This window comes from Bradyrhizobium zhengyangense (assembly GCF_022012555.1).
In the GTDB taxonomy this organism is placed as follows: domain Bacteria; phylum Pseudomonadota; class Alphaproteobacteria; order Rhizobiales; family Xanthobacteraceae; genus Bradyrhizobium; species Bradyrhizobium zhengyangense.
Window position 1 is genome coordinate 24,472 of record NZ_JAKLTZ010000007.1, and the last position, 25,617, is coordinate 50,088.

The window sequence follows — 25,617 nt, forward strand, 5'->3', positions numbered from 1 at the left end:
AAACATTGAACATAGGGAATTCGAACCATGAGCGTGTTCTGGCTGGCCCTGGGGGCCTTTGCGATCGGTACAGAAGGTTTTGTAATTGCTGGACTTTTGCCCGTGATTGCCAACGACCTCTCGATTTCGGTCTCGGCTGCCGGCCAATTGGTCACCGCGTACGCTCTCACCTACGCCGTGGGTTCGCCGATCCTCGCGGTGACCCTGAACAACGTTGACCGCCGCACAGTGCTGGCACTCGCGCTGACGACCTTTATCGCCGGAAACCTCGCGGCGATGGTGGCCTCCAACTACGCCCTGCTGCTCGCCTCGCGCATGCTGATGGCCCTGGGCTCCGGGCTGTGCATGCCGACAGCGCTGGCTGTGTCCGTGGCGGTCGCCTCGCCGGAACGGCGCGGCCGCGCGGTCGCCTTGGTCACCTCGGGCCTCACGGTCGCGACCGTCATCGGCGTCCCCCTGGGCAACCTCGTCGGCAGCCTGCTCGGCTGGCGCGCAACTTTTGCCATGGTCGCCGTCATCAGCGCGGTCGCGCTTGCCGGCCTGTTGCTCGGCCTGCCCCGCGGCCTGCCGCGGAACACGGCTTCGCTCAGCGAACGGCTGGCGGTGGCGCGTCACAGCAATGTCGTGATTGCGCTCGCCATCACGATTCTATGGGCGCTCGGCGGCTTCACAGTGTTCACCTATTTCGCGGTCCCGCTGCGCGGCCTCGGCTTCGATGCCTCGCAAATCAGCCTTGCCCTGCTGGTGTTTGGCGGCGCTGCCGCAATCGGGAACATGCTCGGCGGCGTCCTGGCCGACCGGCTTGGAACGATGACCACCGCCGCGCTCGGGCTCGCCGGCATGGCGAGCGCGCTGATCCTGCATTCGCTGGTCCTGAAGCTCTTGCCCGGACAGGCACATTACGCGGTGCTGGGCGCGATCTTTCTCTGGGGCCTGTCCGGCTGGGCGTTCTATCCGGCCCAGATCGCCAGCATCATCCGAATTGAACCCCAGGCCTCGATGATCGCGCTCTCGCTGAACGCATCGGCGATGTATCTCGGCTTTGCCATCGGTGGGGCGCTGGGTGGCGCGGTGCTGGCCACCCTCTCGCCTGATGACCTCGGCTGGATCGGCGGATCGAGCGTCGCGGCCTCGCTTCTGGTGCATCTCGCCCGTGGCTGGCAGGCGCGGCCAAAACCGGTCAAAATTGCCGGTTGATGGGCGTTTTTCGGGGTTTCGCCGCCCCGAAAACTGGTCTAAGACCCACCCGCGCGCGAGGGAAGACCCCGCGCTCTCGCACAAGGGGACGCGCGGCAAGCGCGCCCTTTTTTTGTGCCCAGTTTCCAGCCCGCGAGCGGTGATGCCTAAACGAACCGACATCTCGACCATCCTGATCATCGGCGCCGGTCCCATCGTGATCGGCCAGGCCTGCGAGTTCGACTATTCGGGCACGCAAGCGGTGAAGACGCTGAAGGAAGAGGGCTACCGTATCGTCCTCGTCAATTCCAATCCGGCCACGATCATGACCGACCCGGAATTGGCCGATGCGACCTATATCGAGCCGATCACGCCCGAGATCGTCGCCAAGATCATCGAGAAGGAACGTCACGCCATTCCCGGCGGCTTCGCGCTGCTGCCGACCATGGGCGGCCAGACCGCGCTGAACTGCGCGCTGTCGCTGCGCCGGCAGGGCACGCTGGAGAAGTTCGACGTCGAGATGATCGGCGCCACCGCCGACGCCATCGACAAGGCCGAGGATCGCCAGCTGTTCCGCGAAGCCATGACCAAGATCGGGCTCGAGACGCCGAAGTCGCGTCTCGCCAATGCCTCCGAGTTGAAGAAGTCGTTCCGCGACAAGTACCACGCCGAACGCGAGAAGCTGTCCGGCGCTGCCCTCGAGGAGCTCGACCGGCAGTGGACGCTCGGCGAGAGCGATCGCCGCAAGCGCTACCAGGAATACGCTTTCGGCCAGGCCATGATGGCGCTGTCCGAGATCGGCCTGCCCGCGATCATCCGCCCGTCCTTCACCATGGGCGGCACCGGCGGCGGCATCGCCTACAACAAGGAAGAGTTCCTCGACATCATCGAGCGCGGTCTTGATGCGTCCCCCACCAACGAAGTCCTGATCGAGGAATCCGTCCTCGGCTGGAAAGAATTCGAGATGGAGGTGGTGCGCGACAAAAAGGACAATTGCATCATCGTTTGCTCGATCGAGAATTTCGATCCGATGGGCGTGCACACCGGCGACTCCATCACGGTCGCGCCAGCGCTGACGCTGACGGACAAGGAATACCAGATCATGCGCGACGCCTCGCTGGCGGTGCTGCGCGAGATCGGCGTCGAGACCGGCGGCTCCAACGTGCAGTTCGGCGTCAATCCCGAAGACGGCCGCATGGTCGTGATCGAGATGAATCCGCGCGTGTCGCGCTCGTCGGCGCTGGCCTCGAAGGCCACCGGCTTCCCGATCGCCAAGGTCGCAGCCAAGCTCGCCGTCGGCTACACGCTCGATGAGATCGCCAACGACATCACCGGCGGTGCGACGCCGGCCTCGTTCGAGCCGACGATCGACTACGTGGTGACCAAGATCCCGCGTTTCGCCTTCGAGAAATTCCCCGGCGCCTCCTCCACGCTGACGACCTCAATGAAGTCGGTCGGCGAAGTCATGGCGATCGGCCGCACCTTCCAGGAGAGCCTGCAGAAGGCGCTGCGCGGGCTCGAGACCGGACTCACCGGGCTCGACGAGATCGAGATCGAAGGCCTCGGCCAGGACGACGACAAGAACGCGATCCGCGCAGCCCTCGGCACGCCGACGCCGAACCGCCTGCTGCAGGTCGCGCAGGCCATGCGGCTCGGCTGGTCGAACGAGGATATCTTCAACTCCTGCAAGATCGATCCGTGGTTCCTCGGCGAGATGCGCGGCATCGTCGACATGGAAGAGAAGGTCAGGAAGCACGGCCTGCCCGGCAATGCCTTCGGCATGCGGACCCTCAAGGCCCTGGGCTTCTCGGACGCGCGCCTCGCGGTGCTCGCCCAAATGACCGAGGCCGAAGTCACCGCCAAGCGCCACGCGCTCGGCGTCCGTCCGGTCTACAAGCGTATCGACACCTGCGCCGCCGAATTCGCGTCCCCCACGGCCTACATGTACTCGACCTACGAGTCGCCGTTCGCGGGCAGTGCCGCCGACGAAAGCACGCCCTCGGACAAAAAGAAGGTCATCATCCTCGGCGGCGGCCCGAACCGTATCGGCCAGGGCATCGAGTTCGATTATTGCTGCTGTCACGCCTGCTTCGCGCTGCATGACGCCGGCTACGAATCCATCATGGTCAACTGCAATCCGGAAACGGTGTCGACCGACTACGACACCGCCGACCGGCTCTATTTCGAACCGCTCACCGCCGAGGATGTGCTCGAGATCATCGCCAAGGAGCGCAGCAACGGCACGCTGCATGGCGTGATCGTGCAGTTCGGCGGCCAGACCCCGCTGAAGCTTGCTCGTGCGCTGGAAGCAGCCGAAGTACCGATCCTCGGCACCTCGCCCGACGCCATCGACCTCGCCGAGGACCGCGACCGTTTCAAGCGCGTGCTCGACAAGCTCCGCCTGAAGCAGCCGAAGAACGGCATCGCTTATTCGGTCGAGCAGGCTCGCCTCGTCTCCGCCGATCTCGGTCTGCCGCTGGTGGTGCGCCCGTCCTACGTGCTCGGCGGCCGCGCGATGCAGATCATCCGCGAGGAGAACCAGCTCAACGACTATCTGCTCGGCACGCTGCCGGAGCTGGTGCCTGCTGACGTCAAGGCGCGCTACCCGAACGACAAGACCGGACAGATCAACACCGTGCTCGGCAAGAACCCGCTGCTGTTCGATCGCTATCTGTCCGATGCCACCGAGATCGACGTCGACTGCCTCTGCGACGGCAAGGACACCTTCATCGTCGGTATCATGGAGCACATCGAGGAAGCCGGCATTCACTCCGGCGATAGCGCCTGCTCGCTGCCGCCGCACTCGCTCGACAGCAAGATGATCGCGGAGCTGGAGCGGCAGACCCGCGAGCTCGCGCTCGGCCTCGACGTCGTCGGCCTGATGAACGTGCAATACGCCATCAAGGACGGCGATATCTACGTGCTCGAGGTCAATCCGCGCGCCTCGCGCACGGTGCCGTTCGTGGCCAAGGTGGTCGGCACGCCGGTCGCCAAGATCGCCGCGCGCATCATGGCCGGCGAGAAGCTTGCCGACTTCAAGCTGAAGAAGGCGGACTTCAAGCATGTCGGCGTGAAGGAATCGGTCTTCCCATTCGCCCGCTTCCCCGGCGTCGACACGGTGCTGGGTCCGGAGATGCGCTCGACCGGCGAGGTCATGGGCATCGACCGCTCCTTCGCGGTGGCATTCGCGAAGAGCCAGCTTGGCGGCGGCACGCGGGTGCCGCGCAAGGGCACGGTGTTCGTCTCGGTACGCGAGAGCGACAAGGTTCGTATCGCCGAAGCCGTGCGCCAGCTGCATTCGCTTGGCTTCAAGGTGCTGGCGACCTCAGGGACGGCGCGCTTCCTGACCGATCAGGGCATCCCGGCGGAGAAGGTGAACAAGGTGCTGGAGGGGCGGCCACACATCGTCGATGCCATCACCAATGGCGACGTCCAGCTCGTCCTCAACACCACCGAAGGCCCGCAGGCGCTCGCCGACAGCCGTTCGCTGCGGCGCGCGGCCCTCTTGCATAAAGTGCCGTATTACACCACTCTTTCCGGGGCCGTGGCGGCCGCGCAGGGCATCCGCGCCTATCTGGGCGGGGACCTTGAGGTTCGGACCCTGCAGAGCTACTTTTCGGAAACCTGATCGCGCGCGGAAGGCACGGCCCTGAGGGGTAAGCCTTGGGCTAAGTGATTGGCCATCAAGCCACAATGGCCGGAGGAACTGTCCGGCCATGTGGTTGTTTTGTTCCGGCGCCAGCCCACTTAACGTTCCGGTGGCGGTGTGTTCAGGTCCGGAAAGCACTGACGAATCAGGGTTGCAGCGCCCTCCGTTTTTGGCGGGCGCGCGACTGGAAGACGAGAGAAGAGATGGAAAAGGTTCCGATGACTGCGAGCGGCTTTGCCGCGCTCGGGGAAGAATTGAAGAAGCGCCAGTCCGAGGACCGTCCGCGCATCATCGAGCATATTGCGGAAGCGCGCTCCCACGGCGACCTCTCCGAAAATGCGGAATACCATGCCGCGAAGGAAGAGCAGTCCCATAATGAAGGCCGCATCGCCGAGCTCGAGGACAAGCTTGCGCGGGCCGACATCATCGACATTTCCAAGCTCTCCGGCGACACCATCAAGTTCGGCGCCACCGTGACGCTGGTCGACGAGGACACCGAGAAGAAGACGGTGTGGCAGATCGTCGGCGAGGTCGAGGCCGACGCCAAGAAGGGCCGCATCTCCATCACCTCGCCGCTGGCACGCGCGCTGATCGGCAAGAAGAAGGGCTCGACCGTCGAGGTCAACGCCCCCGGAGGCGCCAAGGCCTACGAGATCACCAAGGTGGAGTGGCGGTAATCCACTTCGCAAAGACTGCCTGAAAAGCCGCGCGAATTGCGCGGCTTTTCTGTTTCGCAACGTGTCCAGGGCGCGATTGTGAACCGCACCGTCCTCCGTCATGCTCGGCGCTGCCGTTCGAGCACGGGAGGACACGATGGACATCGATCGCATCGCTGCGCGAAGCCAGCCTTATCTGCTTAGCCTCTTCCGCTTCGTCGCTGGGCTAATGTTCTTTCACTATGGCGTCGCCAAGCTGTTCAAGTTTCCGCCGGTGGAGATGTTTGCCGACGTCACGCCGTTGTCGCTCTGGGGTATTGCCGGCATGTTCGAATTCGTAGCTGGCGGCCTCTTGATGATCGGCCTCTTCACGCGACCGGCGGCCTTCATCCTGTCCGGTGAGATGGCTTTCGCCTATTTCATCGAGCACATGCCGCACAGCTTCTTTCCCGTCGTCAACGACGGCGCGCTGGCGATCGTGCTGTGCTTCGCGTGCCTCTTCCTCGCGGCCGCCGGAAGCGGTCCGATCAGCGTGGATGCGCTGCGGCGGTAACTTTTCGTTTTTACCGCCGCCCCTTCACGTCGAGTGGCACCGCCGCCTCGTATTTCGAATTATGCAGCACCAATGACGTGCGCACGTTGCGAACGTGCGGCGCCGCGGTCAGGTGCGTCACAAAGTCCTGGAAGGTCGCCATATCGGGGGCGACGCATTTCAGGATGAAATCGACCTCTCCGGACAGCATCCAGCATTCCCGCACCAGCGGCTCGGCGCGGACGAACTCCTCGAAGGCGCGCAAATCCGCTTCCGCCTGGCTGGAGAGGTGCACGGCGGCGAACACGGTGACGTCGAAACCGAGCTTTCGCGCATCCAGCAGCCCGCGGTAGCCGTGGATGTAACCCTCCTCCTCCAGCGCCCGGACCCGGCGCAGACAGGGCGGGGGCGAAATACCGACCCGTTTGGCGAGCTCGACATTGGTGATTCGACCGTCGGCCTGGATTTCGGACAGAATCTTGAGGTCGATCTCGTCTAGGTTCCGCGACACGTGATTGGAACTCCTGGCTTTATCGGCGGTATTGGGTGGGTCTGTCGCAATCCTCATAGCCCAGTCTGTGCCAAATGAGCAATTTTATTGCGCGTGCAGCGCAATCGACTTTTGTTCCTTGTTGGAAAAATCCGCCGACAGGGAATGCAATTCTTGCATAGCTCACCAGAACGCTTAGATTAGCTCTGATATTTCAGCGCCTCCGCGAGGCCTCCCGGCACGTTCCGCGCCCGCGCTGCAAATCCCCCGTGAAAGGCGTCCGCAAATATGTCCGCTCCTGTTCATGCAAAGGTCGTCATCATTGGCTCCGGCCCCGCCGGCTACACCGCCGCGATCTACGCCGCGCGCGCGATGCTCGAGCCGATCCTGATCCAGGGCATGCAGGCCGGCGGCCAGCTCACCATCACCACCGACGTCGAGAACTATCCGGGCTTCGCCGACGTGATCCAGGGTCCCTGGCTGATGGAACAGATGGAAAAGCAGGCAGTGCATGTCGGCACCAGGATCGTCACCGATTTGGTGATCAAGCTCGACACCTCGCAGCGACCGTTCCGCCTCACCTGCGACTCCGGCGATGTCTATCTCGCCGACACCGTGATCCTCGCCACCGGTGCCCAGGCGCGCTGGCTCGGGCTGCCCTCGGAACAAAAATTCCAGGGCGGCGGCGTCTCGGCTTGCGCCACCTGCGACGGCTTCTTCTACCGCAACAAGGAGGTTGTGGTGGTCGGCGGCGGCAATACCGCGGTCGAGGAAGCGCTGTACCTGACCAACCATGCCTCACAGGTCACCATCGTGCATCGCCGCGACCACTTCCGCGCCGAGCGCATCCTGCAGGAGCGCCTGTTCAAGCATCCGAAGATCAGGGTGATCTGGGACTCCGCCGTCGACGAGATCTGCGGCACCGAGAACCCCAACAAGGTCACCCATATCAGGCTCAAGAACGTCAAGACCGGCGCGCTGACGGATGTGAAGACCGACGGCGTGTTCGTCGCCATCGGCCACGCGCCGGCAACGGAGCTAGTGAAAGACGCGGTCAAGCTGAAACCGTCGGGCTATGTCGAGGTCGCCCCGAACTCGACAGCGACCTCCGTGCCCGGGCTGTTCGCGGCCGGCGACGTCGCCGACGAAACCTATCGCCAGGCCGTGACGGCCGCAGGCCTCGGCTGCATGGCAGCGCTCGAGGCCGAACGTTTCTTGGCCCTGCGCGCCAGCGAGCGCGCGGCAGCGGAATAACGATCATGCCCCGAACACGCGACGGATTTACGGATATGGACTGGGACAAGCTGAAGGTGTTTCACGCGGCGGCGGAAGCGGGCAGCTTCACGCATGCGGGAGAACAGCTCGGCCTGTCGCAATCGGCGGTGTCACGCCAGGTCTCGGCGCTGGAACAGGAGCTCTCGGTCTCGCTGTTTCACCGTCATGCGCGCGGCCTGATCCTCACCGAGCAGGGCGACCTGTTGTTCCGCACCGCGCATGACGTGTTCATGCAGCTGCAGGCGGCGCGCGCGAAACTGACCGACAGCCGTGAGCGGCCGAGCGGCGATCTCAAGATCACCACCACGCCCGGCGTCGGCATCAACTGGCTGATCCCGCGGCTCGGCGAGTTCACCGCACTCTACCCGGAGATCCGGATCTCGCTGATCGTCACCGACGAGGAACTGGATCTGTCGATGCGCGAGGCGGACGTTGCGATCCGCACCCGCAAGCCGACACAGCCGGATCTCATCCAGCGCAAGCTTTTCGCGATGGGCTTCCACGCCTATTGCTCGCCCGACTACATCAAGCGCTTCGGCACGCCGCGCACCCTGGAGGAGCTCGACTCCCACCGCATCATCACGCTGGCCGACGGCAACTTCGCGCCGCATCTGCAGAACCGCAACTGGCTGGTCGAAGCCGGCCGCAATGGCTCGGGTCCGCGCGAAGCCTATTTCAGGGTCAACAACATCCTCGGCCTGGTGCGCGCCTGTCAGCAGGGTCTCGGCATCGCCGCGCTGCCGGATTATCTGATCGAAGAACAGAGCCGCCTCGTACAACTGTTTGGCGAATCGGATTCGATCCAGCTCGACACTTATTTTGTCTATCCGGAAGAGCTGAAGACGGTCGCGCGCGTGCAGGTGTTCCGCGACTTCGTGGTGAGCAAGGCGCAGCGCTGGCCGTCCTGATTTCCGCATGTCTGACATGCGACCTCGACGGTTGCTGCATGGCGCGGGTCAAGCCCATAATGTTTTTACGCTGAGCCTTCGCGTTGCGCATTTGTCCCCCTCCTCCAGTGGCGCGGGAGTTCAGTAATCCCTCTTGGAAGGTGATTGTGTCGGCCTCACGTGGCCAATACCTAAGCCGGGCCTTCGGGTCCGGCTTTTTTTCTGCCCAATCAGACCTTCGCCCTCCGCGTGTATTGACAGTTTTGGGCGTTCCCCGCATCATTTCCAAATGATCACGAAGTCGTGCGCAATCGTCTCGAAAAAAGGCCCCCATCCGGGGACCTCGGATTTTTGCGCGCGCTAGCTGACTTCGTCATCGCGAGCCAATCCCGAAAACCCCGCCACCTGGACGGGGTTTTTTCATGTGCCCTCCGTCTCAGGCTCATCCTCGAGAAGGAGATAAGAACATGACTGATTTGCGAACCCATATGCATGGGCTGTGGCTGCCGCTGGTGACGCCGTTTCGGAGCGGTCGTCTCGACGAGATCTCGCTGCGGCGGCTGACGCGACACTACGCCGCGCAAAGCATCGACGGCTTCATCCTGGGGGCGACCTCAGGCGAAGGCATGACGCTGCGCGAGGCCGAGCTCGAACGCCTCGTTGCCATCGTCCGCGACGAGATGGCGACCGGCCGCCGCAGCATCCCGATCGGCCTCGGGCTCTCGGGCGTGGACACCTCGCGGATGAAGGAGCGGCTGGACGAGACCGCGGACTGGCCGATCGACTTCTATCTGATCGCGAGCCCCTATTACGTGCGGCCGTCACAGCGCGGGATCGTTGCGCATTTCGAGGCGCTGGCCGATCACGCCGCCTGGCCGCTTGCGCTCTACAACATTCCCTATCGCTGCGCCGTCGGCATCACCAACCAGACCATGCTGCGGCTCGCCGAGCATCCCAACATCGTGGGCTTGAAGGATTGTGGCGCGAGCCGCGAGCAGTCGATCGCGCTGCTGCGCGACCGGCCGAAGAGCTTTCGCGTGCTGACCGGCGAGGACGCGAATTACTTCGAGGCGCTCAGCGACGGCGCCGACGGCGGCATCCTGCTGTCTGCCCATCTCGAGACCGCGACCTTCGCTGCCGTTTACAGCGAGCTGAAGCAAGGCAACCAAGGTGCGGCAGAGGCGCACTGGCGGGAGGTCGCGGAGCTGACGCGGCTGTTGTTCACCGAACCGAGCCCGGCGCCGGCGAAGTACTGGCTGTGGCGGGCGGGCCTGATCGACAGCCCCGAGGTGCGCCTGCCGATGGTAGAAGTCAGCAGCGAGCTCGCCGCCGCGCTCGATCGCGAGATCGAGCGGCGGGTCAAGGTCGCAGCGTAGCTCCTCGTTCGCCTCTCCCCGCGCGTGGGGAGAGGCGCCCGTGGTTAACCGCACACCAACGCTCTTCGCAGCCGCCGCATGGCGCATCCACGTCTCGTTTACGCAATGGCGCCTATCGTTTCCCGAGCAACGTCTTTCACAAGGGGGAATGACCATGGGCCAACGCGTTCGTCCGACCGCGGCGGAAATGTTCGCGCCTGCCGATCTCTTGCAGGGAATTCTGGTGGTGTCGTCGTTCGGCTTCTGGGCGGTGATGCTCGGCCTGATGCCGGTGCTGCTGTTCCGGGTCTGGCTCGCCTGACGACGCCAGACCGCGGCGATGGTTAATCCGTGGTGGCAAATGCGCTCAAAATGCGAGCGTGGCGCTGAGCCTGAATTTTAAAACATCCCGCGTATCGTTGTCCCCATAAGCGAAGAAATCGCGGGGGCGATCTTGAACAATCAGAACGATATGGTGCCGCATTACGGCGCCGCGCAAAGCTTCGACGACTCTGAACAGCAGGGCTTTTCCACCGGAGACATTCTCTGGGCCGTCGGCGTCTGGTCGGTGATCCTGACGCTGTCGCCGGTGATCGTGTTCTACATGCTGATGGTCGCGTAAACTTCGTCATCATCCCTGAAAACGCAAAACGCGCAGGACCCTGCGCGTTTGTCGTCCGGGGAATGATTGAATGAAATTATGCCGCCTGCTTGTGCATTGCGCCCGAAGCCGACGCCGTGCCGCGAATAGCTTTCACTGAACGCTCGATCGCCGCCCACAGTCTTGCAATTTCCTGGGCCGCACGGCTCTCGGCCTGATACTCACGCGCGCCTTCGCCGTGGCTGAGTGCCATCAACAAATCCGAACGATTGGTGATCTGACCGCCCCATACCGGAGCGCGGAACTTGGCCAGCGCCTCGCGGGCGATGGTGACGATCGGGCTTTCGGATTCGTCGCGGCGTGCCGGAGCGCCGTTGAGCACGACCGCGTAGGGCTTGCGCGCCGCGCGGCACATCTGGATGGTTTCCTGCACCGCGTTGACGTCGAAGACGCCGGGGCGTGCCGGGATGACCACCATCGTCGCGTTCTTGATGGCGTCGTCGACCACGGCCGAGAGATTCGGCGGCGTGTCGATCAGCACCCACTCGTAACCGTCGCGCTTGGCCGCGGAGACGATGCCGCTGACCGAGTTCACGGCCGCCTTGATCGGCGGCTCGTTGGTGCCCCGCAGCTTGTGCCACAGCGTCAGCGAACCTTGCGGATCCGCATCCACCAGCATCACCTGCTTGCTCTGCTTGATCTGCGCAGCGAGATGTGCAGCCAGGGTACTCTTGCCCGAGCCGCCTTTACGCGATGCAAAAACAATAACGTTCATACCTCTGGCCTCCCAGATTGACCCCAGGTCGCGAAAATGAATCACCGCGCTGATTCGTGAAAGAAAAATTTATCGGCAGTCGACGAGGCGCAACGGAATAACAAGACGTGTTGGCTTTTGAGTCACACTGCCTTGCGCGACTGATGACATGAACAGACATGATCAGCTGACCACGCCGGCAATCCCGAGGCTTTTCAAGCACTCACGCGGGAAAAACAGCGCCACAACCTCGCCGCGCAAAGCATTGCGGCGCTTTTTTCAGCAGAGGCGATGGGAATTGCTGCAAGCCGGCGCGCCGGCTTTGCGCGAACAAAACGAGTCCGGTGGCTGTCGCGTGGCTGGTGTCGCCCTCGCGTCACTATGACGCGCGGGGCATGACGAGGTTTCGCGGAGGGAACGCGCCTAGCCGTCGTCGGTCTTTTTCTTCTTCGCCTTCGGCTTGGCCTTCTTGGCGGCGACCGGCTTGATGTTGACGGGCGCGCCGGCGCGGACCTCGCCCGGCTCCGGTCCGCGGCGGAAGAACACCGCGCATTGCGGCGACAGCTGCGCCTTCTTCTGGACCATGCAGGCAGTGATGGCGTCGACGTTCGGCACGAACTCGCCGCACAGCCGCATCGCGTCCGGCGAGCAGGCCTGCTGCTGCTCGGGCGTGTAGGCAAGGCCAATGCCCGGCTGGACCAGAACGGCGAGAGCCAGCGAGAGGCTCGCAGCAGCCATGGACGTCGTGACGCGAGATACCGGCATCGGTCCCTCCAAAATGTCGAACAGGCCGGGAGTGTGGGTGAACGGGCGTTGGTTGGCAACGAGGGCCGAGGCGAAAGCTCGGACCTGTGCGGTCTCGGCAACAGGGGCGGGGGCTTGCCGGCTTCTCCGCTGTCATCGCCCGGCTTGCCGCCTTCGCTGAAGCTTCGGCGCGCCGAGCACTCGTGCGGCCCTCGGCGTAGCCTTGGCGGAGCCGGGACCGGGCGATCCAGTACTCCGAGGCGGTTGTGATGGAGCCGAAGGGCCGCGGCGTACTGGATCCCCCGCTTCGCGGGGGATGACAGCGGTGGGTGGGGCGGCCCCTCCCCCAAACTCCAAAACAACCCCATGCACAGTAGCCAGGCCCCTGGGCCGCCTCGCCAATTCCCGCAGTTTGCGGATTTTACGAATTTTCCTTTGACTTGTCGGGCAAAACACCGGCATGATGGCAGCATCGAGAGGCGCGTGGGGTGGTCGGCCGAAATCCCCGTGAGGGGGAGGACCGCATGGCCACCGTGTTGATCGTCGCGCCGGTGTTTGCGTTGATCGCGGCCGGCTATGCGTCGGTGCTGTTTCGCTTCGTCTCCGAGGGCGCGCACAAGGGCATCTCCGAATTCGCCTTCAGCATCGCGATCCCCGCGCTGCTGTTCCGCACCATCGTCGTGTCGGAATTTCCCGAGGTCAGCCCTTACAGGATGTGGGGCGCCTATTATGGCGCGCTCGCCATCACCTGGATCGCGGCGCTGATGATCTCCGCGCTGATCCGCGAGCGGCGCGAGGACCGCGAAGACGGCGTCGTGTTCGCGATCGGCTCGGTCTACGGCAACATCGTCATGTTAGGAATTCCGCTGGTGCTCTCCGCGCTCGGCAACGAGGCGGCTGGCCCGATGTCGCTGATCCTGTCGGTGAACACGCCGCTGCTCTGGCTCTGCGGCATCCTGCAGATGGAGCTGGTCAGCCGCAAGCGCACCGGCTCCGTGCTCTCGGTGATCTGGCCGATCCTTGCAGATCTTGCAAAGAATCCGCTGATGCTGGGGATCGGCTTCGGCGTGATCTGGCGCTTCACCGGCCTCGGCCTCAATCCCGTCGTCGACAAGACCATCGAGCTGCTCGCGCAGGCGGGATCGCCGGCCGCCCTGATCGCGCTCGGCATCACCCTGTTTCGCTTCGAGGTGAAAGGCGAGATGGGCAGCGTCGCCGCGATCAGCGCGCTCAAACTGCTGGCGATGCCGGCGGTGGCGTTCGCACTGGCCAAGCTTTTGAACCTGCCGCCGATCGTAACGGGCGTCGTCGTGCTGTTCGCGGCGATGCCGACAGGCGCGAATGCGTACATCTTCGCGGTTCAGTATCAGCGGATGGTGAACCCGGTCTCGGGCGCGGTGGCGCTGTGCACGCTGCTGGCGGCAGTGACGCTGCCGGTAGTGGTGATGGTGGTGGCGGGGGTGAGGTAGGGGCCGTCTGACGATTGCCGAAACCACTATTCAACACAGGCTATTCAGCACTTGTTATTCAATCCCTGGGCCCACGCGCCAGGCCATCTCCCAGAAGTCGGCCTCGAGCCGGGTGGCTTCCTTGAAGATCGCAATCAGCTCGGCCTCGCGGGCCGGCGTGGCGTAGAGATCGGCAAGATGCTCCAGGTGCGCCCGCGCTTTGGCCGCGACCTCCTGGTACGGCGCGCCGGCGTATTCGGCGATCCAGACGCGATAGGCGTTCGTCGGTGCGTCCGCGAGGGGGAGCGAGGCGAGCCGCGTTGCGATCTCCGCGTAGCCGATCACGCAAGGAGCAAGCGCCACCTTGAGCGCCAGCAGATCGCCGCGCATTCCTGCATCTAACACGTAGCGTGTATAGGCCAGCATCTCGGCCGCCGGAGGGGCCTGTTCAAGGTCATCAGGGGATAGACCCCAATCGGCACAGAGCTTCACATGCAGGTTCATCTCGACGTCAAGGATGGCCGAGAGGCCGGCTGCCGCTTCACGCATGTCGGCAAGTCTGGGCGACTTGTAGACCGCGAGCGCGTAGGCGCGGGCAAACTCGATGAGGAACAGATAATCCTGAACGAGGTAGTGACGGAACGCCGCTTCGGGGAGCGAGCCGTCTGCCAACCCGTTCGTGAAGGGATGCTCGGTGTAGGCCCGCCACTCAGCGGATGCTGCCGTCTTGAGACGCTCGAAGAAACTCACGATCTTTCCCGCCTGGCTGGCCATCAACGTCTTTGGCTCGCTACCGATATCGCATTGCTACCCGAGGAGCTACGGCGCCGCGCACGAAACTGGCATTGAGACGCGTCGCAGACAGGGCACTCCCCGCGTCGAGCGTTTGGTGCACTGTCACCGGAGTTCCTGCAGGCGCAGCAGGACCTGCGCGCGCCACGCGATAGCCATTTTGGTTGGCTCAACTCGGCCGGAAGACCGCATCTGTGGTGGCTCGCGTGATCACCCCGGGCAGATATTCCGTTTGGTTCAAGACGCCGGTCGGCGAAGGTGCTGGCGTGGTCGAGTTCGGCCCTGACGGGACACTCGGCGGCGGCGATTCCACATTTGCCTATGCAGGACACTGGACGCAGCAGGGCGAGCACTTCAAAGCCAGCCTTTCCGCCCGACGCGTATCGCCGGGGCCGCCGGGTGTGTTTGGATTGGATGAGATCGACATCGTGGTGTCGGGGCGGTCGGCGGATGGTTTGTCCACGGTGTGCACGGGGTTTGCGAAGCAATCGCCCGGGTTGAGGCTCGAAGTGGAGCTGGTGCGGATCGTCGGCGATCACGGCGAGGGTGCATAAAGCTGGTCTCAGCCAGCCTCTTGTGCGCGCTCGGGAGGAGCGAGAGTTTAGTGCAATCCACCGCTGTCACCGCAATTTCCGGTCTCAGGGCGCGGTGGCGTCGTGCACGCTGCCGGCGACGGCGACGTTGCCGATGGTGGCGGCGGTGGTGACCCGATAGGACACGTCATAATTTTGCCTTTGCACGCAAAAGTCTGTATCCTACGATAACACTAGTCACCGGGTGCAGATGCGAGGACGGGGCACTGGCAGAAGTAACCGTCGAGGATCTCCGAGAACATTGGAGACAACTCCACGCTCTGAAGGACGGTGAATTAATTCGCGCGCTGTCCATTTGGGAAATGCCGCCGTGGACCTCCATATGCGAAGAATTTAGCTGGCGCCTTCATCGGCTTAGCGGTGGATATTTAACGGCAAAGAGGAGCGGACGTCCTGGTGTTTACCGATTAATCGCTCTGCAAGAGAAGGACGACCTTTTCACACCAGCTATTTTGCAGCGGCTTTGTGGAGAGGATAGGACGGGTACACTGTACATCGGCGAAGCGAGCGACCTAAGCGCGCGTATCAATCAGATGCGACGGTCGGCTCGAGGACGTCCAGGAGGCGAACGTTCGCATCGAGCGATCACTATGCTTAGGCAAATCCGACGATTGAACTACCCTAGAGAAAAGCTAGGCGTAGCTTTAATGTTTACTGGCCCCCTAACTCGCGCAATCGAACGAGACTTGCTCCACGCGTACATAAACTCGTTCGGCGAGATGCCGCCGCTGAATTACAAGCTTTAGCCAATATTTCAGAAGAGGCACCGAGATGGGCTATGCGTTAAACGAGTTGGCGAATCTGCCGATCGACGACACGGTCAATTTCTACATATTCGTGGTCAACGGCCAGTACCGCGACCCGCTCTATGAAATGATGCAGCAAAACTTTATGTCGATCGCCAAGAGCATCGGAAGCAACGCTGTTATCGCTGTGGGAACCGACCCTCAGGCGTTCACGAGTCAAGTGGCGAGGAAGTACGCGGGCGACAACGAAAGAGCGGCAATACTACATCGGTCTTTACCTGCTCTTCTCATCACGGATGCACATCCCGAGAGGCTAGGTACGAACTCCGTTCGATTGATTGTCCCTCTGCGCGAGGCCGAGCCGCGATTTGGCGGGTGGGCACAATTCTTCGACCTTCTGTCCAAGTACGTTCGAGGCGAAAGCAACGAATTCCTGAACAAGTTCGAAAAGACGGAGAATTTCTTAGACACCGCGAACTCCATTTTGAATATTCGCCCTGGGATGTTCGGGATATCCATCAACATCAATGCCCTATATGAACGATGGCGGAAAAAACATGCATAACTGAACGATTTGGGCTAGGCGATGCCGTCTCAGATTGCGGTGAGAGTGCGCTCTCAGGATAGGACGCGCATGTGGCTCGGCCGATACTGCTTATCGAGGTCAGACGAGTGAGTTGTACTTCGACCCCACGATGCACCTAAGTTCTGCGACCAGTTCTTGACCTCGATATGAGATATGATTTTCTGATTCGGATCAAAGTCGCATTCTCCCTCAATCCTAAGCTGCCCCTTTTCTAGTCCCCACGCCTCATTTCCTGCTGCGAGTAAGTCGAGTTCGAACGCGACCTCGAAAGAAATCGCAACGACTGCTGGCTTGGGAGTCGCGTAGCCCTTTATTTTCCAGCCAAGCGGTTCACCCAATTCGAACTTTCCTTGTCCTGGCGCTTTCCCCGCCACCACAATATCTCGAGCCGCGGGGGAGATCGTCTCCAGAATAGCTTGTGCGATGACGCTCTCGTCTATCGCGACAGCGGTTCCCCCAAGCGCGGTAAGGAGCTCACGTATGCTTGGATGAATCAAGATTTTCACGCCCTTGCGCTCCGTCTCGCTTTCAAGCACCCGGGCAAGACTGTTGCCGACTTTTCGACCTTCATAGAACGCATTGTCCGCGGTCACGAGGTAGATAGGTCTGTCGGCACCAAGAGTTAGTGCCGCATGCCAAATGCAGCAATCCCGAAATTGTTCGTTGTTCTCACCACAAGGCGCCGTCTTCTTCATAATGCGAGACAAGGCGGAATTGGCTTGTTCAAAGTTGAACGGGACGCGTTCAATCGATCCCGACAATTGCTTCCATCGCTGCGAGATGCCCTCCTGTACCGCAAGCAAGGTCGGCCCAGTGACCATGAGCCGCTGACCAGATAGTTGACGCAAGATGGTGGTGTCTCTCTTGATGTTGCGGGCAGCAACCTCTGCCATCTCTGGCAGCACTTGGTTCACCTCGCGTTCGACCACCTCAGGCACACCGAATGATGCTTTTGCCTCTGCGACTGCATAGAGGAGGGCATTACCCAATGAAGACTGAAGCAACCGTTCCGCAACCCAAACATTCGCGTCCAAGACCACCGTAAATGTCGGCGACATCGGCCCCTCCAAAATCAGTATAACTTGGAGTTAAGGTGACAGTGCACCATAGCATGCGGCGTAATGGGCCGGAGTCTCGTGCATTGCCACCGTAATTCCGAACTACGAACTGAAGTTACTTCACTCCTATTTCCGAGAGCTGCTTCTTCACGATCTCAGACGCAGCCTTCATCCAATTCATGTCAGGAATCTTGCTCGATATTGGGCCCACCGCGACCGCGCTGCCAACACCGAGCAAGAGCATGCCTACAATAATTTTCGACGCCGCCGTCGAAGCCTGATCAATTGTCTTGTCCGCCGTTCTTTCGAGGAAAGACGTTCCATATCCAAAAGCACGGCTCACCAGATTTTCAACACTTCGCATGAGCGCGAAGGCAGCGCGCTTCCCTGCCTCGGTGGGGCTTCCAAGCAACTCCGTAAGAAACGCCAGGGTCCGAGGCACCTCTGGACTAACCAAATCAGGCTGAGCGCTAAGCTGTTGAACGACACTCGCCGACGCAACCCTCAACTGATCTATATCCGATTTTCCCAAGTCAGCCGCGGCGGCATTTTCGACGAAAATCGTCCACTCCGGAAACTGGCCAACAAACATTTGGACACCGCGAGTGTAAGCCAGCAGCATCGACGAAACCGCCACTGGCAATTCAGACTCAAACGCAGCAAACATCGCCTCGCAACCGATGTTCTTCAATCCGACGCTAATCGCGTCGATCTCTCCCCGAAATTGTCCTTGAAGTTCCTGCACTGATGACAGCAATCGCTTGTCACAGTTGGATTGCTGAAGCTCCGCAATAATCTTCTCACCGCTACGGCTCAGCTCTGCCTTCGCAGCTTCAATGTTTTTTAAATCGGCATCCCTCGGCAAACTCTTCTTGTGAACGACAACGATCACATTATCGATGATGTCGAACTGAACCGGCGCGATTTTCTGATCAGGTACAATGCCGCGGAGCACAGAGACATTACCGATCGGTACGTCATCGAGATCGACCCCTTCCAGTAGAAGATCCTCAAGCATGAGAATCGCATCGGCTACCTTTATTGAACCCGTAAAGCGTCCGTAAAACCTATCTTGGGGCTTTGCATGAGGGTCGCCGGATCCCATGCGGAAAGTCACGCTGCGCAATATGTCGCCGAACTCAGACCTCTGCCTAAGTTGGGCCAGCTCCTTCGCTAGCGTCAGGGGATCTTCCGGTTCAAGATGGTTTCGCCCAGCTGCAGTGAGCGGCAATCGTAGGCTCTCCAGCTCCAGCATCAGCGTCTTGTAAACAGCCGCGTACGCAGTCTTCTGGCGATGCTGCGCAGCGTAGGGGGCCTCTAGGCTGACCCGAATGCCATTGAGCACAGATCGAGCCACCCTTAGAATTTCACGCTGATACTGCTGATCGATCAACTTCCGCTCCCGCGAGGCTGCATTCGATGCCGAGGACCACTATAGGTGAGCGCGATTGCCTTGGATAACAGCCAAGACAACCCCCTTCTTTTTTATCGACTGCAAATCAGGGAATAGATTCGGTGCGCTTTTGACCTTCTCCATCGGACGGTCAAATGACCGGCGGGCCCGGCCCGTCCGGATTAGTCGGTCAGGGACGAGGGCGAAGCCGATAAACTATTGATTTCAAAGTGGTACAGTTGGGTGGGCTCGAACCACTGACCTCCTGTTCTACAGACGGGCGCTCTAACCAACTGAGCTACAACAGCATCCTTGCGAGCCGCCCGGGAGGCTGCCTGAGAGGGCCGACGACCGAGGGAGCTGGATGGGGCGGAAACGGTGCAAGTCGAACCCGTTCGACGGCTTGCAGGCCTCGTCAGGCACTTCCTAAAATTGCAAAGACCGCACGCTCGTGGGCCCCAAAACTCGTTAGGGCCCGTCAAATTCAGGCGGTATGGACTAGAGTTTTGTTCCCATTCTGGGAATATTGATTTGATCCCATTTTGGGAACATGTTATGGCGATGAACGTAATAGCCAGGAAGGCGCTAAGGGACTTTTGGGAGCGACATCCAGACGCCGAGAAGCCTCTCAGCACCTGGTATCAAGTCGTTTCCAGGGGGACTTGGGGCTCGCCCGCGGATTTGAAGAGGGCGTTCGGTGCGAATGTGGACTTTGTCGGAGACAACAGAGCTATCTTCGACATTGGTGGAAATAAGTACCGCCTCATCGCCCACTTTGCGTACCTGCACAAAACTGCGCTCATCAAGTTCGTCGGTACGCACGACGACTACGACAAGATAGATGCGGAGACGGTGTGATGATGGATGTTCGGCCTCTCCATAACGAAGATGACTACAACTGGGCGATTGGCGAGGTGACTCGTTATTTCGAGGCTCAGCCAGCAATCGGCACGCCTGAGAGCGACAGGTTCGAGGTGCTCGCTACTCTCGTCCGACAGTACGAGGACGCGCACTTCGAAATTCCGCATGTCGATCCAGTGGAGGTCCTGGAGTTCGCGATTCAATCCATGGGAAAAACCCAGGCTGGCCTCAGCGAACTCATCGGACGGAATCGCGCGTCCGAGATCCTGAATCGCGTGCGCCCGTTGACGCTCGATATGATCCGCACAATCAGCGCTGAATGGCATATACCCATTGAGCTACTCGCCTCCCCGTATGAATTGGCCAAGGCTCAGGCGTAGTCCCTTCTGCCCGCCAGCAGGGGTTTGTGCGCGCGCCCGCGAATATCGACGTAGGTTTCAGCTCGATCGCTTCGGATATACAGCGCTGGTACAGTTGGGTGGGCTCGAACCACCGACCTCCTGTTCCACAGACAGGCGCTCTAACCAACTGAGCTACAACTGCATCCTTGCGAGCCGCGCCTCCGGACTGCCTGAAAAGGCCTGCTGCCTAAGGGGGGCTGGACGGGGCGGAAACTAGGTGCAACGGGGGTTTTTGGCAAGGCCGCAGAAGCCGTTATTTGGCGCTCTTTGGCGCGATAAATCCGCAGGATTCCGGTCGGCTGCCGGTGGGTCACCTCTCTCCGCAGGGGAGAGGTCGGATTGCTTGGCGCGCAATTGCGCGCCGGAGCGATCCGGGTGAGGGGCCGCGGCACCCAGTGAGAGCAGAACCCCTCACCCGGATTGCATCTTCGATGCAATCCGACCTCTCCCTGCGGGAGAGGTGAAGAAAAACCCGGGCCGCTAGGCCCGGGTTTCTTAATTGGATCGATCCGCCGTTGAGATCAGGCGGCGGGGTAGAACTTCGAGGCGGAGGCCTTGATCGGCTCGGCGGTCGCGCTGGCGGAACGCTGGGCGATCTCGAACAGCTCCTTGGCCTGGGCCTGCAAGGTCTCGAGCTGGGTCTTGGCGTGGCCGGTCCAGAGCTGGAACGCATCGGTCGGCGACTTCATGCCGAGCAACTCCTGGGTGAAATCCATATGGGCCGTGGTGTTGGCCTTGGCGAATTCCATCAGCTTGGCGGTGTACTCGTTGGCACCCTTCTGGGCGGAGGCGAACACGGCCTCGATGGTGCCGTTGTGGGTCTCAGCCGCGTCCTTGAACTTGGCGTAGTTTTCGCGGGCCTGCGAAACGCCCTTTTCGGCGAATGCGCGCACCTGCTCGGGAACCTCGAACGGGATGATCGAGGCAGAAAACGGATCAGTCGCACCTGTCATGTTGGTCCCTCACGCTAAAGAAAAAATGGAGTGAGCCTTCTGGCGCGCCCGCCGGGCCAACCGGGGCCGTTTCTTCTTTGAATGGCGGGTACGAAGACTGGATACGCAGAACTACAAGACGGCTCGTCCAGCGCCAGTACTGTGGCTCACTAACATGTCAACATTGTGCGGCGCAATGTGATCCGGGGGTGCGCTGCGAAAATTTAATCCTAGGGGTGAGATTCCGGGGGTTGGGGAACCGGGGGTTGAGGTGCGCAAGTCATTCCGGGCGCGCGACCTATGGTGCGCAATTGCGCACCTGAGAATCCATTCCTCTGCCGCCCTCGCTGCCGGATGGATTCCGGGCTCGCGCTACGCGCGCCCCGGAATGACGGAGAAAAACGGCGGTCTCTCCCCCCTTGTGGGGGAGGGAACGGACCGTCGTTGGGGTGCGCAGAGGGCCTCACCCACTCAATGCCTCTTCGTCGCATCCATCGCGGTGCGGCTGACGAGCTGGCCGATTTCGCCGGCCTGCTCGGCCAGGGTCTTCATCTGGGACTGGACGTAGTCGCCATGCAGCCGCATCACCTCGGTGAGATCCCTCGCGTGGGCCAGCGACTGGGCGTAGCTCAGCGAGGCCTGCACATTGGTCTCGGCGAAGGCGAGGGCGCGGGCGCCGATGTCCTTGGCGCCGGCGCGCATCGAGGCGCCGCGCTCTTCCATCGTGCCGGCGGCGGCCTCCGCATTGGCGAGCAGTTTCTCGAAGGCGTCGCGGGCCTGTTTGAAGCTCGATTCCGCCATGTTCCGCATCTCCGGCGGAATCTCGAAATGCCCATTGGACTGATCGGTCATGCCTGCTGCTCCTGGTCCTGCTTGCTGGTTTGCCGGCCGTTTCGGCCGGTCCCCTCGCCCGGCGTGAGGGTAAACCTGGACGGTATTGCCTAGATGACGCCGGCCCCTCGCGAATCCTGCGGATGCAACGATCGGGCGTCTTGCGGGTTCGGCCACATTAAGGTTATCGCGGCTTTAGGACGCCCCCGTTAAGGTCCGGGCGTGGACCTGCCCGCGCCCGCGGGCGATAGTAACCCTTTCTTAAGGCTGCCATTCCCGGCGGACCTGATGTGAAGCGTGGCGCGAAGAGTTGAAGCCGGTCGGATGACGAATTCGGATTTCCAGTTGCGGGGCGTCGGCGATCCCAGGCTGTCCGTGCACGCGACGTCCCCCCTGCCGGCGTGGCTGTGGTCGCCCGATGGTTCGCGCGTGCTGTGGGCCAATGCGGTCGGCGCCAAATTCTTCGGCGCGGCTAACGCGGCTGCTCTCGCGCAAAAGACCTTCGGCCCCGCCGACGGCCATCGCCGCCAGATCGTCCGTCTCGCACACCGGCTGCCGGGCGGCGGCAGCGTGAGGCTGGAGCGGATGCGCGGCTTCGGCGCCGGGCTCGGCACGCTGATGACCTGCGCCTGCGCGCGGCTCGACTTTTCCGATGGCTCTTCCGGCGTGCTCGTCAGCGCGATGAACGGCGCTTCGCGCAGCATGCCGCTGGTCGAGCGGCTGCATCGTCTCGTCGACGGCGCGACGACGCCGATGGCGGCATTCGCACCTGACGGCATGTTCGCCGGCGCGAGCGAAGCGGCGCGCTCCCTGCTCGGCTTTCGCGATCTCGGCGAGGCCGGCCTCGACCAGGCGCGCAACGAGGCGCTGGCGAAGGGCCGCGCCGAGTTGCCTGTTGGCATCGGCAAGATGGTGCTGCAGCGGGTCGGCGTTGGCGCCGATGTCGGGCTGGTTGCGCTGATCGAGCCGGCGGTGGCGCAAGCTGAGCCCGCGGCGGAGAGCGCACCGGTCGCGGCGCCTGAGATGGAGACCGAGCCAGCGGCTGAGCCTGCGCCGCCCGTCGCAACAGCGCCGGCGCACGGGCCCGATGCCGGGATCGCGATGTTCGATCCGTTTGCTGAGCCGGACGAGACGCCGGCACCGCCGCTCGCCGCGACGCCCGAGCCGGAAGCACACGCGGCGACGGAGATCGTCTCGATCCAGGACGCCGAGAAGGACGCTGAAGCACCCGCGCCCGAAACCATCGCGCAACCGATCGAGGCCGCGCCGGAAACTATCGTTGAAAACCCGCCCGCAGCCATCGTGCCGCCGCAAGCGGCGCCGATCACGAGCGCCATGGTCGAACCGCCCGGACACGCGGAGACGCGGTCTGCCCCTGCTGAGACACCGCGCCAGCATCCGCTGCGCTTCCTGTGGCAGATGGATGCGCAGGGCCGCTTTGTGCTGGGCTCGGACGAAATCATCCGCCTGATGGGCGCGCACACTGCGGCCGGCTTCGGCCGGCCCTGGCGCGAGATATCAGAGGAATTTGCGCTCGACCCTGATGGCCGCGTCGCGCAGGCGCTTGAAAGCCACGACACCTGGGCCGGCATCACCGTGAACTGGCCGGCCGATGGCGGCGAGCATCTGCCGGTCGAGCTGGCCGGCCTGCCGGTCTATGACCGCGCGCGCAACTTTGCCGGCTTCAAGGGTTTTGGCGTCTGCCGCGATCTCGACGGGCTGAACCGGCTCGATGCGCTCAGGCGCTACGAGCTGTTTGCCGAGCCGGTCGAGCCTCAAGGCCTTTCGGCCGATGTGGTCGAGCCTGAACCGGAGGCAAAGGTGGAGGCGGAGGCGCCGCCTCCGCCGGTCGAGCTGCCGCCTGAGCCTGAGCCGCCCGCCGCAATCGAACCCGAACCATCAGCACTTTTCACCGAAGCGAATTCACACCCAACCGAGCCGGAAACGCCAGTGGAAACGCCTCCGAATGTCGTGCCATTCCGCGCACCCGGTGATCCCAGGTCAGCTAATGACCTCAGGTCATCAGCCGACCAGAGATCGCCGACGCTGACGCCGGTCGAGAACAGCGCGTTCAACGAGCTGGCGCGGCAATTGTCCGAGCGGCTCGAACGCGAGCGTGAGCAGATCGCCTCTGATAGCGCCGAGCCGCCGGCGGACGAGATCGCGCCTGACGCGGCGATGCCGCAAGAACCTGAGACATCCGAGCCGCTGATCTCGGAGCCCCTGATCTCGGAGCCGTTGATCTCGGAGCTCGAGGCGCCGCCGGCCGCGGCCGAATGGCTGAGCGAGCCCGCACCGCCCGCCTACGGCCACAGCTCGCGCGACCGCGCGCTGCTGGATCTCATTCCCTCGGGGATACTGATCTACCGGCTCGATCGCCTGCTCTACGCCAATGCCGCGTTCCTCAACCGCATGGGCTATGCCAGCCTTGGTGCGCTGGAAGATGCCGGCGGGCTCGATGCGCTCTATGTCGAGCCGGGCGTTTCCGCCGCGAGCAGCACATCGCAATCCGGCACGCCGGTGACGATCAGCGCTGCACTTCCCAATGGCGAGCAGCCACTGGCGACGACCGAAGCGCATCTGCACACGATCGACTGGGACGGCGCCAGCGCGCATGCGCTGATCTGCGCGCTGCCGCATGCTGTCGTCGCCGCGCCGGTCGTCGTGGCACCGGTGGCCGCGCCACCCGTTGCCACCGAGACCGACGTCGACGAGCCCGTGCTGTTCGCGCCCGAGCCTGATGTCGGCGATGCCGACGCGGAAGATCTCGCCGCGATCCTCGACACCACCGCCGAGGGCATCGTGATGTTCGATGCCGAAGGCAATATCCACGCCTGCAACCGCAGCGCCGAGGCGCTGTTCGGCTATGACGGCGAGGCGCTGATGCAGCTGAATTTGCTGACGCTGTTCGCGCCGGAGAGCCAGCAGATCGTGCTCGACTATCTCGAGAGCCTGAAGAGCCAGGATATCGCAAGCCTGCTCGATCACGGCCGCGAAGTGCTGGGCCGCGAGAAGAAGGGCGGCGTGCTGCCGCTGGCGATGATCATGGGCCGCACCCGGCCCGATGGCCCGAACTTCTTCGCCGTGTTCCGCGACCTCTCGCAGGCCAAGAAGGGCGAGAGCGAGCTGACGAAGGCGCGGCGCCTGGTCGACGGCGCAGCCAATGCCAAGGCCGACATGCTGGCGCGGATCAGCCACGAGATCCGCACGCCGCTCAACGCCATCATCGGCTTTGCCGAGGTGATGATCTCCGAACGATTTGGTTCGCTGGGCAACGAGCGCTACGGCGAATACATGAAGGACATCCGCGCCTCCGGCGAGCGGGTGATCACCATCATCGACGATCTCCTGGAGCTGTCGCGGATCGAGACCGGCAAGCTCGATCTCAGCTTTGCCAATCTCAACCTCAACGACATGGTCGAGGCCTGTGTCACCGTGATGCAGCCGCAGGCCAATCGCGAGCGCATCATCATCCGCACCTCGCTCGCGCATGCGCTGCCGCAGGTGGCGGCGGATGCGCGCGCGCTGCGGCAGGTGACGATGAACCTGATCTCGAACTCGATCCGGCTTGCCAGCGCCGGCGGCCAGGTGATCGTCTCCACCGCGCTCAACGATCGCGGCGAGGTGGCGCTTCGCATCAGGGATACCGGCCACGGCCTCAGCGACCAGGAAGTCGCCGCCGCGATGGAGCCGTTCCGCACGCCGCCGCCCGGCGATGCCGCGGACAATTCCGCGCTGAGCCTGTCGCTGACGAAAGCGCTCGTCGAAGCCAACCGCGCCCAGTTCAACATCAAGAGCGCCGGCCAGGGCACGCTGATCGAGGTGACCTTCGCGCCGGCGACGGCGCGGGCCTAAGC

The 25,617-nt window shown here is 62.5% G+C and carries 23 protein-coding genes and 1 tRNA gene; 15 read left to right on the forward strand and 9 right to left on the reverse strand.

Annotated features, from left to right (window positions below; translation table 11 throughout):
* Positions 1–27 precede the first annotated feature (27 nt).
* From L6639_RS25510 to L6639_RS25525, 4 genes are all read left to right on the forward strand, one after another.
* Positions 28–1,197, forward strand: coding sequence for an MFS transporter (locus L6639_RS25510; RefSeq protein ID WP_237864397.1), 1,170 nt, complete (start codon positions 28–30; stop codon positions 1,195–1,197).
* A 142-nt stretch (positions 1,198–1,339) separates the two neighbouring features.
* Positions 1,340–4,804 (forward strand): carbamoyl-phosphate synthase large subunit, encoded by a 3,465-nt coding sequence (gene carB / locus L6639_RS25515; protein WP_237864398.1) that lies wholly within the window; start codon positions 1,340–1,342, stop codon positions 4,802–4,804.
* Between the two features lie 224 nt (positions 4,805–5,028).
* The gene (greA, locus tag L6639_RS25520) at positions 5,029–5,502 is read left to right on the forward strand and encodes a transcription elongation factor GreA (RefSeq protein ID WP_018318257.1); all 474 of its coding nucleotides are present in this window, start codon (positions 5,029–5,031) and stop codon (positions 5,500–5,502) included.
* A gap of 136 nt (positions 5,503–5,638) precedes the next feature.
* A complete protein-coding gene (locus L6639_RS25525; protein WP_249798351.1) occupies positions 5,639–6,034 on the forward strand; it encodes a DoxX family protein in 396 nt (131 codons plus the stop codon).
* Positions 6,035–6,044: 10 nt separating this feature from the next.
* On the opposite strand, the gene L6639_RS25530 is transcribed toward L6639_RS25525, so the two are convergent.
* Positions 6,045–6,524 (reverse strand): Lrp/AsnC family transcriptional regulator, encoded by a 480-nt coding sequence (locus L6639_RS25530; protein WP_057741909.1) that lies wholly within the window; start codon positions 6,522–6,524, stop codon positions 6,045–6,047.
* 267 nt (positions 6,525–6,791) lie between these two features.
* Here L6639_RS25530 and trxB point away from each other — a divergent pair, with 267 nt between their 5' ends.
* From trxB to L6639_RS25555, 5 genes are all read left to right on the forward strand, one after another.
* On the forward strand, positions 6,792–7,757 hold the full coding sequence (trxB, locus tag L6639_RS25535; protein ID WP_237864399.1) for a thioredoxin-disulfide reductase: 966 nt from the start codon (positions 6,792–6,794) through the stop codon (positions 7,755–7,757).
* Between the two features lie 5 nt (positions 7,758–7,762).
* Positions 7,763–8,686, forward strand: coding sequence for a LysR family transcriptional regulator (locus L6639_RS25540; protein WP_177234815.1), 924 nt, complete (start codon positions 7,763–7,765; stop codon positions 8,684–8,686).
* 446 nt (positions 8,687–9,132) lie between these two features.
* Complete coding sequence (locus L6639_RS25545) at positions 9,133–10,041, forward strand: 4-hydroxy-tetrahydrodipicolinate synthase family protein (protein WP_237864400.1); 909 nt, start codon at positions 9,133–9,135, stop codon at positions 10,039–10,041.
* A 154-nt stretch (positions 10,042–10,195) separates the two neighbouring features.
* Positions 10,196–10,342, forward strand: a complete 147-nt coding sequence (locus L6639_RS25550; protein WP_237864401.1) for a hypothetical protein — start codon at positions 10,196–10,198, stop codon at positions 10,340–10,342.
* A 132-nt stretch (positions 10,343–10,474) separates the two neighbouring features.
* Positions 10,475–10,642: a hypothetical protein gene (locus L6639_RS25555; RefSeq protein WP_237864402.1), complete on the forward strand. Its 168-nt coding sequence runs from the start codon at positions 10,475–10,477 to the stop codon at positions 10,640–10,642.
* A gap of 76 nt (positions 10,643–10,718) precedes the next feature.
* Here L6639_RS25555 and L6639_RS25560 read toward each other — a convergent pair whose 3' ends face one another.
* Together L6639_RS25560 and L6639_RS25565 are read right to left on the reverse strand one after the other, a co-directional pair.
* Positions 10,719–11,396 (reverse strand): ParA family protein, encoded by a 678-nt coding sequence (locus tag L6639_RS25560; RefSeq protein WP_148751612.1) that lies wholly within the window; start codon positions 11,394–11,396, stop codon positions 10,719–10,721.
* Positions 11,397–11,798: 402 nt separating this feature from the next.
* Entirely contained in the window at positions 11,799–12,140 is a 342-nt protein-coding gene (locus L6639_RS25565; protein WP_237864403.1) for a hypothetical protein, read from the reverse strand.
* A gap of 503 nt (positions 12,141–12,643) precedes the next feature.
* Here L6639_RS25565 and L6639_RS25570 point away from each other — a divergent pair.
* Positions 12,644–13,588 (forward strand): AEC family transporter, encoded by a 945-nt coding sequence (locus tag L6639_RS25570; protein WP_237864404.1) that lies wholly within the window; start codon positions 12,644–12,646, stop codon positions 13,586–13,588.
* A 54-nt stretch (positions 13,589–13,642) separates the two neighbouring features.
* Here L6639_RS25570 and tenA read toward each other — a convergent pair whose 3' ends face one another.
* Positions 13,643–14,317: a thiaminase II gene (gene tenA, locus L6639_RS25575; protein ID WP_237864657.1), complete on the reverse strand. Its 675-nt coding sequence runs from the start codon at positions 14,315–14,317 to the stop codon at positions 13,643–13,645.
* A 248-nt stretch (positions 14,318–14,565) separates the two neighbouring features.
* On the opposite strand from tenA, the gene L6639_RS25580 reads away from it, so the two are divergent.
* On the forward strand, positions 14,566–14,913 hold the full coding sequence (locus L6639_RS25580; RefSeq protein WP_237864405.1) for a hypothetical protein: 348 nt from the start codon (positions 14,566–14,568) through the stop codon (positions 14,911–14,913).
* 810 nt (positions 14,914–15,723) lie between these two features.
* Positions 15,724–16,263: a hypothetical protein gene (locus L6639_RS25585; RefSeq protein WP_237864406.1), complete on the forward strand. Its 540-nt coding sequence runs from the start codon at positions 15,724–15,726 to the stop codon at positions 16,261–16,263.
* A gap of 53 nt (positions 16,264–16,316) precedes the next feature.
* Here the strand turns inward: L6639_RS25585 and L6639_RS25590 are convergent, their stop codons facing one another.
* Positions 16,317–17,342, reverse strand: coding sequence for a PIN domain-containing protein (locus L6639_RS25590; protein WP_237864407.1), 1,026 nt, complete (start codon positions 17,340–17,342; stop codon positions 16,317–16,319).
* Positions 17,343–17,457: 115 nt separating this feature from the next.
* Positions 17,458–18,735: a hypothetical protein gene (locus tag L6639_RS25595; RefSeq protein ID WP_237864408.1), complete on the reverse strand. Its 1,278-nt coding sequence runs from the start codon at positions 18,733–18,735 to the stop codon at positions 17,458–17,460.
* 561 nt (positions 18,736–19,296) lie between these two features.
* On the opposite strand from L6639_RS25595, the gene L6639_RS25600 reads away from it, so the two are divergent.
* Entirely contained in the window at positions 19,297–19,593 is a 297-nt protein-coding gene (locus L6639_RS25600; RefSeq protein WP_237864658.1) for a type II toxin-antitoxin system HigB family toxin, read from the forward strand.
* Positions 19,593–19,976, forward strand: a complete 384-nt coding sequence (locus tag L6639_RS25605) for a helix-turn-helix domain-containing protein (RefSeq protein ID WP_237864409.1) — start codon at positions 19,593–19,595, stop codon at positions 19,974–19,976. Before L6639_RS25600 ends, L6639_RS25605 begins: the two co-directional genes overlap by 1 nt.
* A gap of 86 nt (positions 19,977–20,062) precedes the next feature.
* Here the strand turns inward: L6639_RS25605 and L6639_RS25610 are convergent.
* From L6639_RS25610 to L6639_RS25620, 3 genes are all read right to left on the reverse strand, one after another.
* Positions 20,063–20,139 (reverse strand) — tRNA-His (locus L6639_RS25610).
* A gap of 379 nt (positions 20,140–20,518) precedes the next feature.
* Entirely contained in the window at positions 20,519–20,950 is a 432-nt protein-coding gene (locus L6639_RS25615) for a phasin (protein ID WP_237864410.1), read from the reverse strand.
* Positions 20,951–21,400: 450 nt separating this feature from the next.
* The gene (locus L6639_RS25620; protein WP_237864411.1) at positions 21,401–21,781 is read right to left on the reverse strand and encodes a phasin family protein; all 381 of its coding nucleotides are present in this window, start codon (positions 21,779–21,781) and stop codon (positions 21,401–21,403) included.
* 303 nt (positions 21,782–22,084) lie between these two features.
* Between L6639_RS25620 and L6639_RS25625 the strand changes: the two genes are divergently transcribed.
* Positions 22,085–25,615: a PAS domain-containing sensor histidine kinase gene (locus tag L6639_RS25625; RefSeq protein ID WP_237864412.1), complete on the forward strand. Its 3,531-nt coding sequence runs from the start codon at positions 22,085–22,087 to the stop codon at positions 25,613–25,615.
* The last annotated feature ends 2 nt before the right edge of the window (positions 25,616–25,617 follow it).

Excerpts from the sequence above, each read along its gene's own strand:
- L6639_RS25510 (WP_237864397.1), top strand. The coding sequence starts at position 28 with ATGAGCGTGTTCTGGCTGGCCCTGGGGGCCTTTGCGATCGGTACAGAA.
- carB (WP_237864398.1), top strand. The coding sequence starts at position 1,340 with ATGCCTAAACGAACCGACATCTCGACCATCCTGATCATCGGCGCCGGT.
- greA (WP_018318257.1), top strand. The coding sequence starts at position 5,029 with ATGGAAAAGGTTCCGATGACTGCGAGCGGCTTTGCCGCGCTCGGGGAA.
- L6639_RS25525 (WP_249798351.1), top strand. The coding sequence starts at position 5,639 with ATGGACATCGATCGCATCGCTGCGCGAAGCCAGCCTTATCTGCTTAGC.
- trxB (WP_237864399.1), top strand. The coding sequence starts at position 6,792 with ATGTCCGCTCCTGTTCATGCAAAGGTCGTCATCATTGGCTCCGGCCCC.
- L6639_RS25540 (WP_177234815.1), top strand. The coding sequence starts at position 7,763 with ATGCCCCGAACACGCGACGGATTTACGGATATGGACTGGGACAAGCTG.
- L6639_RS25545 (WP_237864400.1), top strand. The coding sequence starts at position 9,133 with ATGACTGATTTGCGAACCCATATGCATGGGCTGTGGCTGCCGCTGGTG.
- L6639_RS25550 (WP_237864401.1), top strand. The coding sequence starts at position 10,196 with ATGGGCCAACGCGTTCGTCCGACCGCGGCGGAAATGTTCGCGCCTGCC.
- L6639_RS25560 (WP_148751612.1), bottom strand. The coding sequence starts at position 11,396 with ATGAACGTTATTGTTTTTGCATCGCGTAAAGGCGGCTCGGGCAAGAGT.
- L6639_RS25565 (WP_237864403.1), bottom strand. The coding sequence starts at position 12,140 with ATGCCGGTATCTCGCGTCACGACGTCCATGGCTGCTGCGAGCCTCTCG.
- L6639_RS25570 (WP_237864404.1), top strand. The coding sequence starts at position 12,644 with ATGGCCACCGTGTTGATCGTCGCGCCGGTGTTTGCGTTGATCGCGGCC.
- L6639_RS25585 (WP_237864406.1), top strand. The coding sequence starts at position 15,724 with ATGGGCTATGCGTTAAACGAGTTGGCGAATCTGCCGATCGACGACACG.
- L6639_RS25590 (WP_237864407.1), bottom strand. The coding sequence starts at position 17,342 with ATGTCGCCGACATTTACGGTGGTCTTGGACGCGAATGTTTGGGTTGCG.
- L6639_RS25600 (WP_237864658.1), top strand. The coding sequence starts at position 19,297 with ATGAACGTAATAGCCAGGAAGGCGCTAAGGGACTTTTGGGAGCGACAT.
- L6639_RS25605 (WP_237864409.1), top strand. The coding sequence starts at position 19,593 with ATGATGGATGTTCGGCCTCTCCATAACGAAGATGACTACAACTGGGCG.
- L6639_RS25615 (WP_237864410.1), bottom strand. The coding sequence starts at position 20,950 with ATGACAGGTGCGACTGATCCGTTTTCTGCCTCGATCATCCCGTTCGAG.
- L6639_RS25620 (WP_237864411.1), bottom strand. The coding sequence starts at position 21,781 with ATGACCGATCAGTCCAATGGGCATTTCGAGATTCCGCCGGAGATGCGG.
- L6639_RS25625 (WP_237864412.1), top strand. The coding sequence starts at position 22,085 with ATGACGAATTCGGATTTCCAGTTGCGGGGCGTCGGCGATCCCAGGCTG.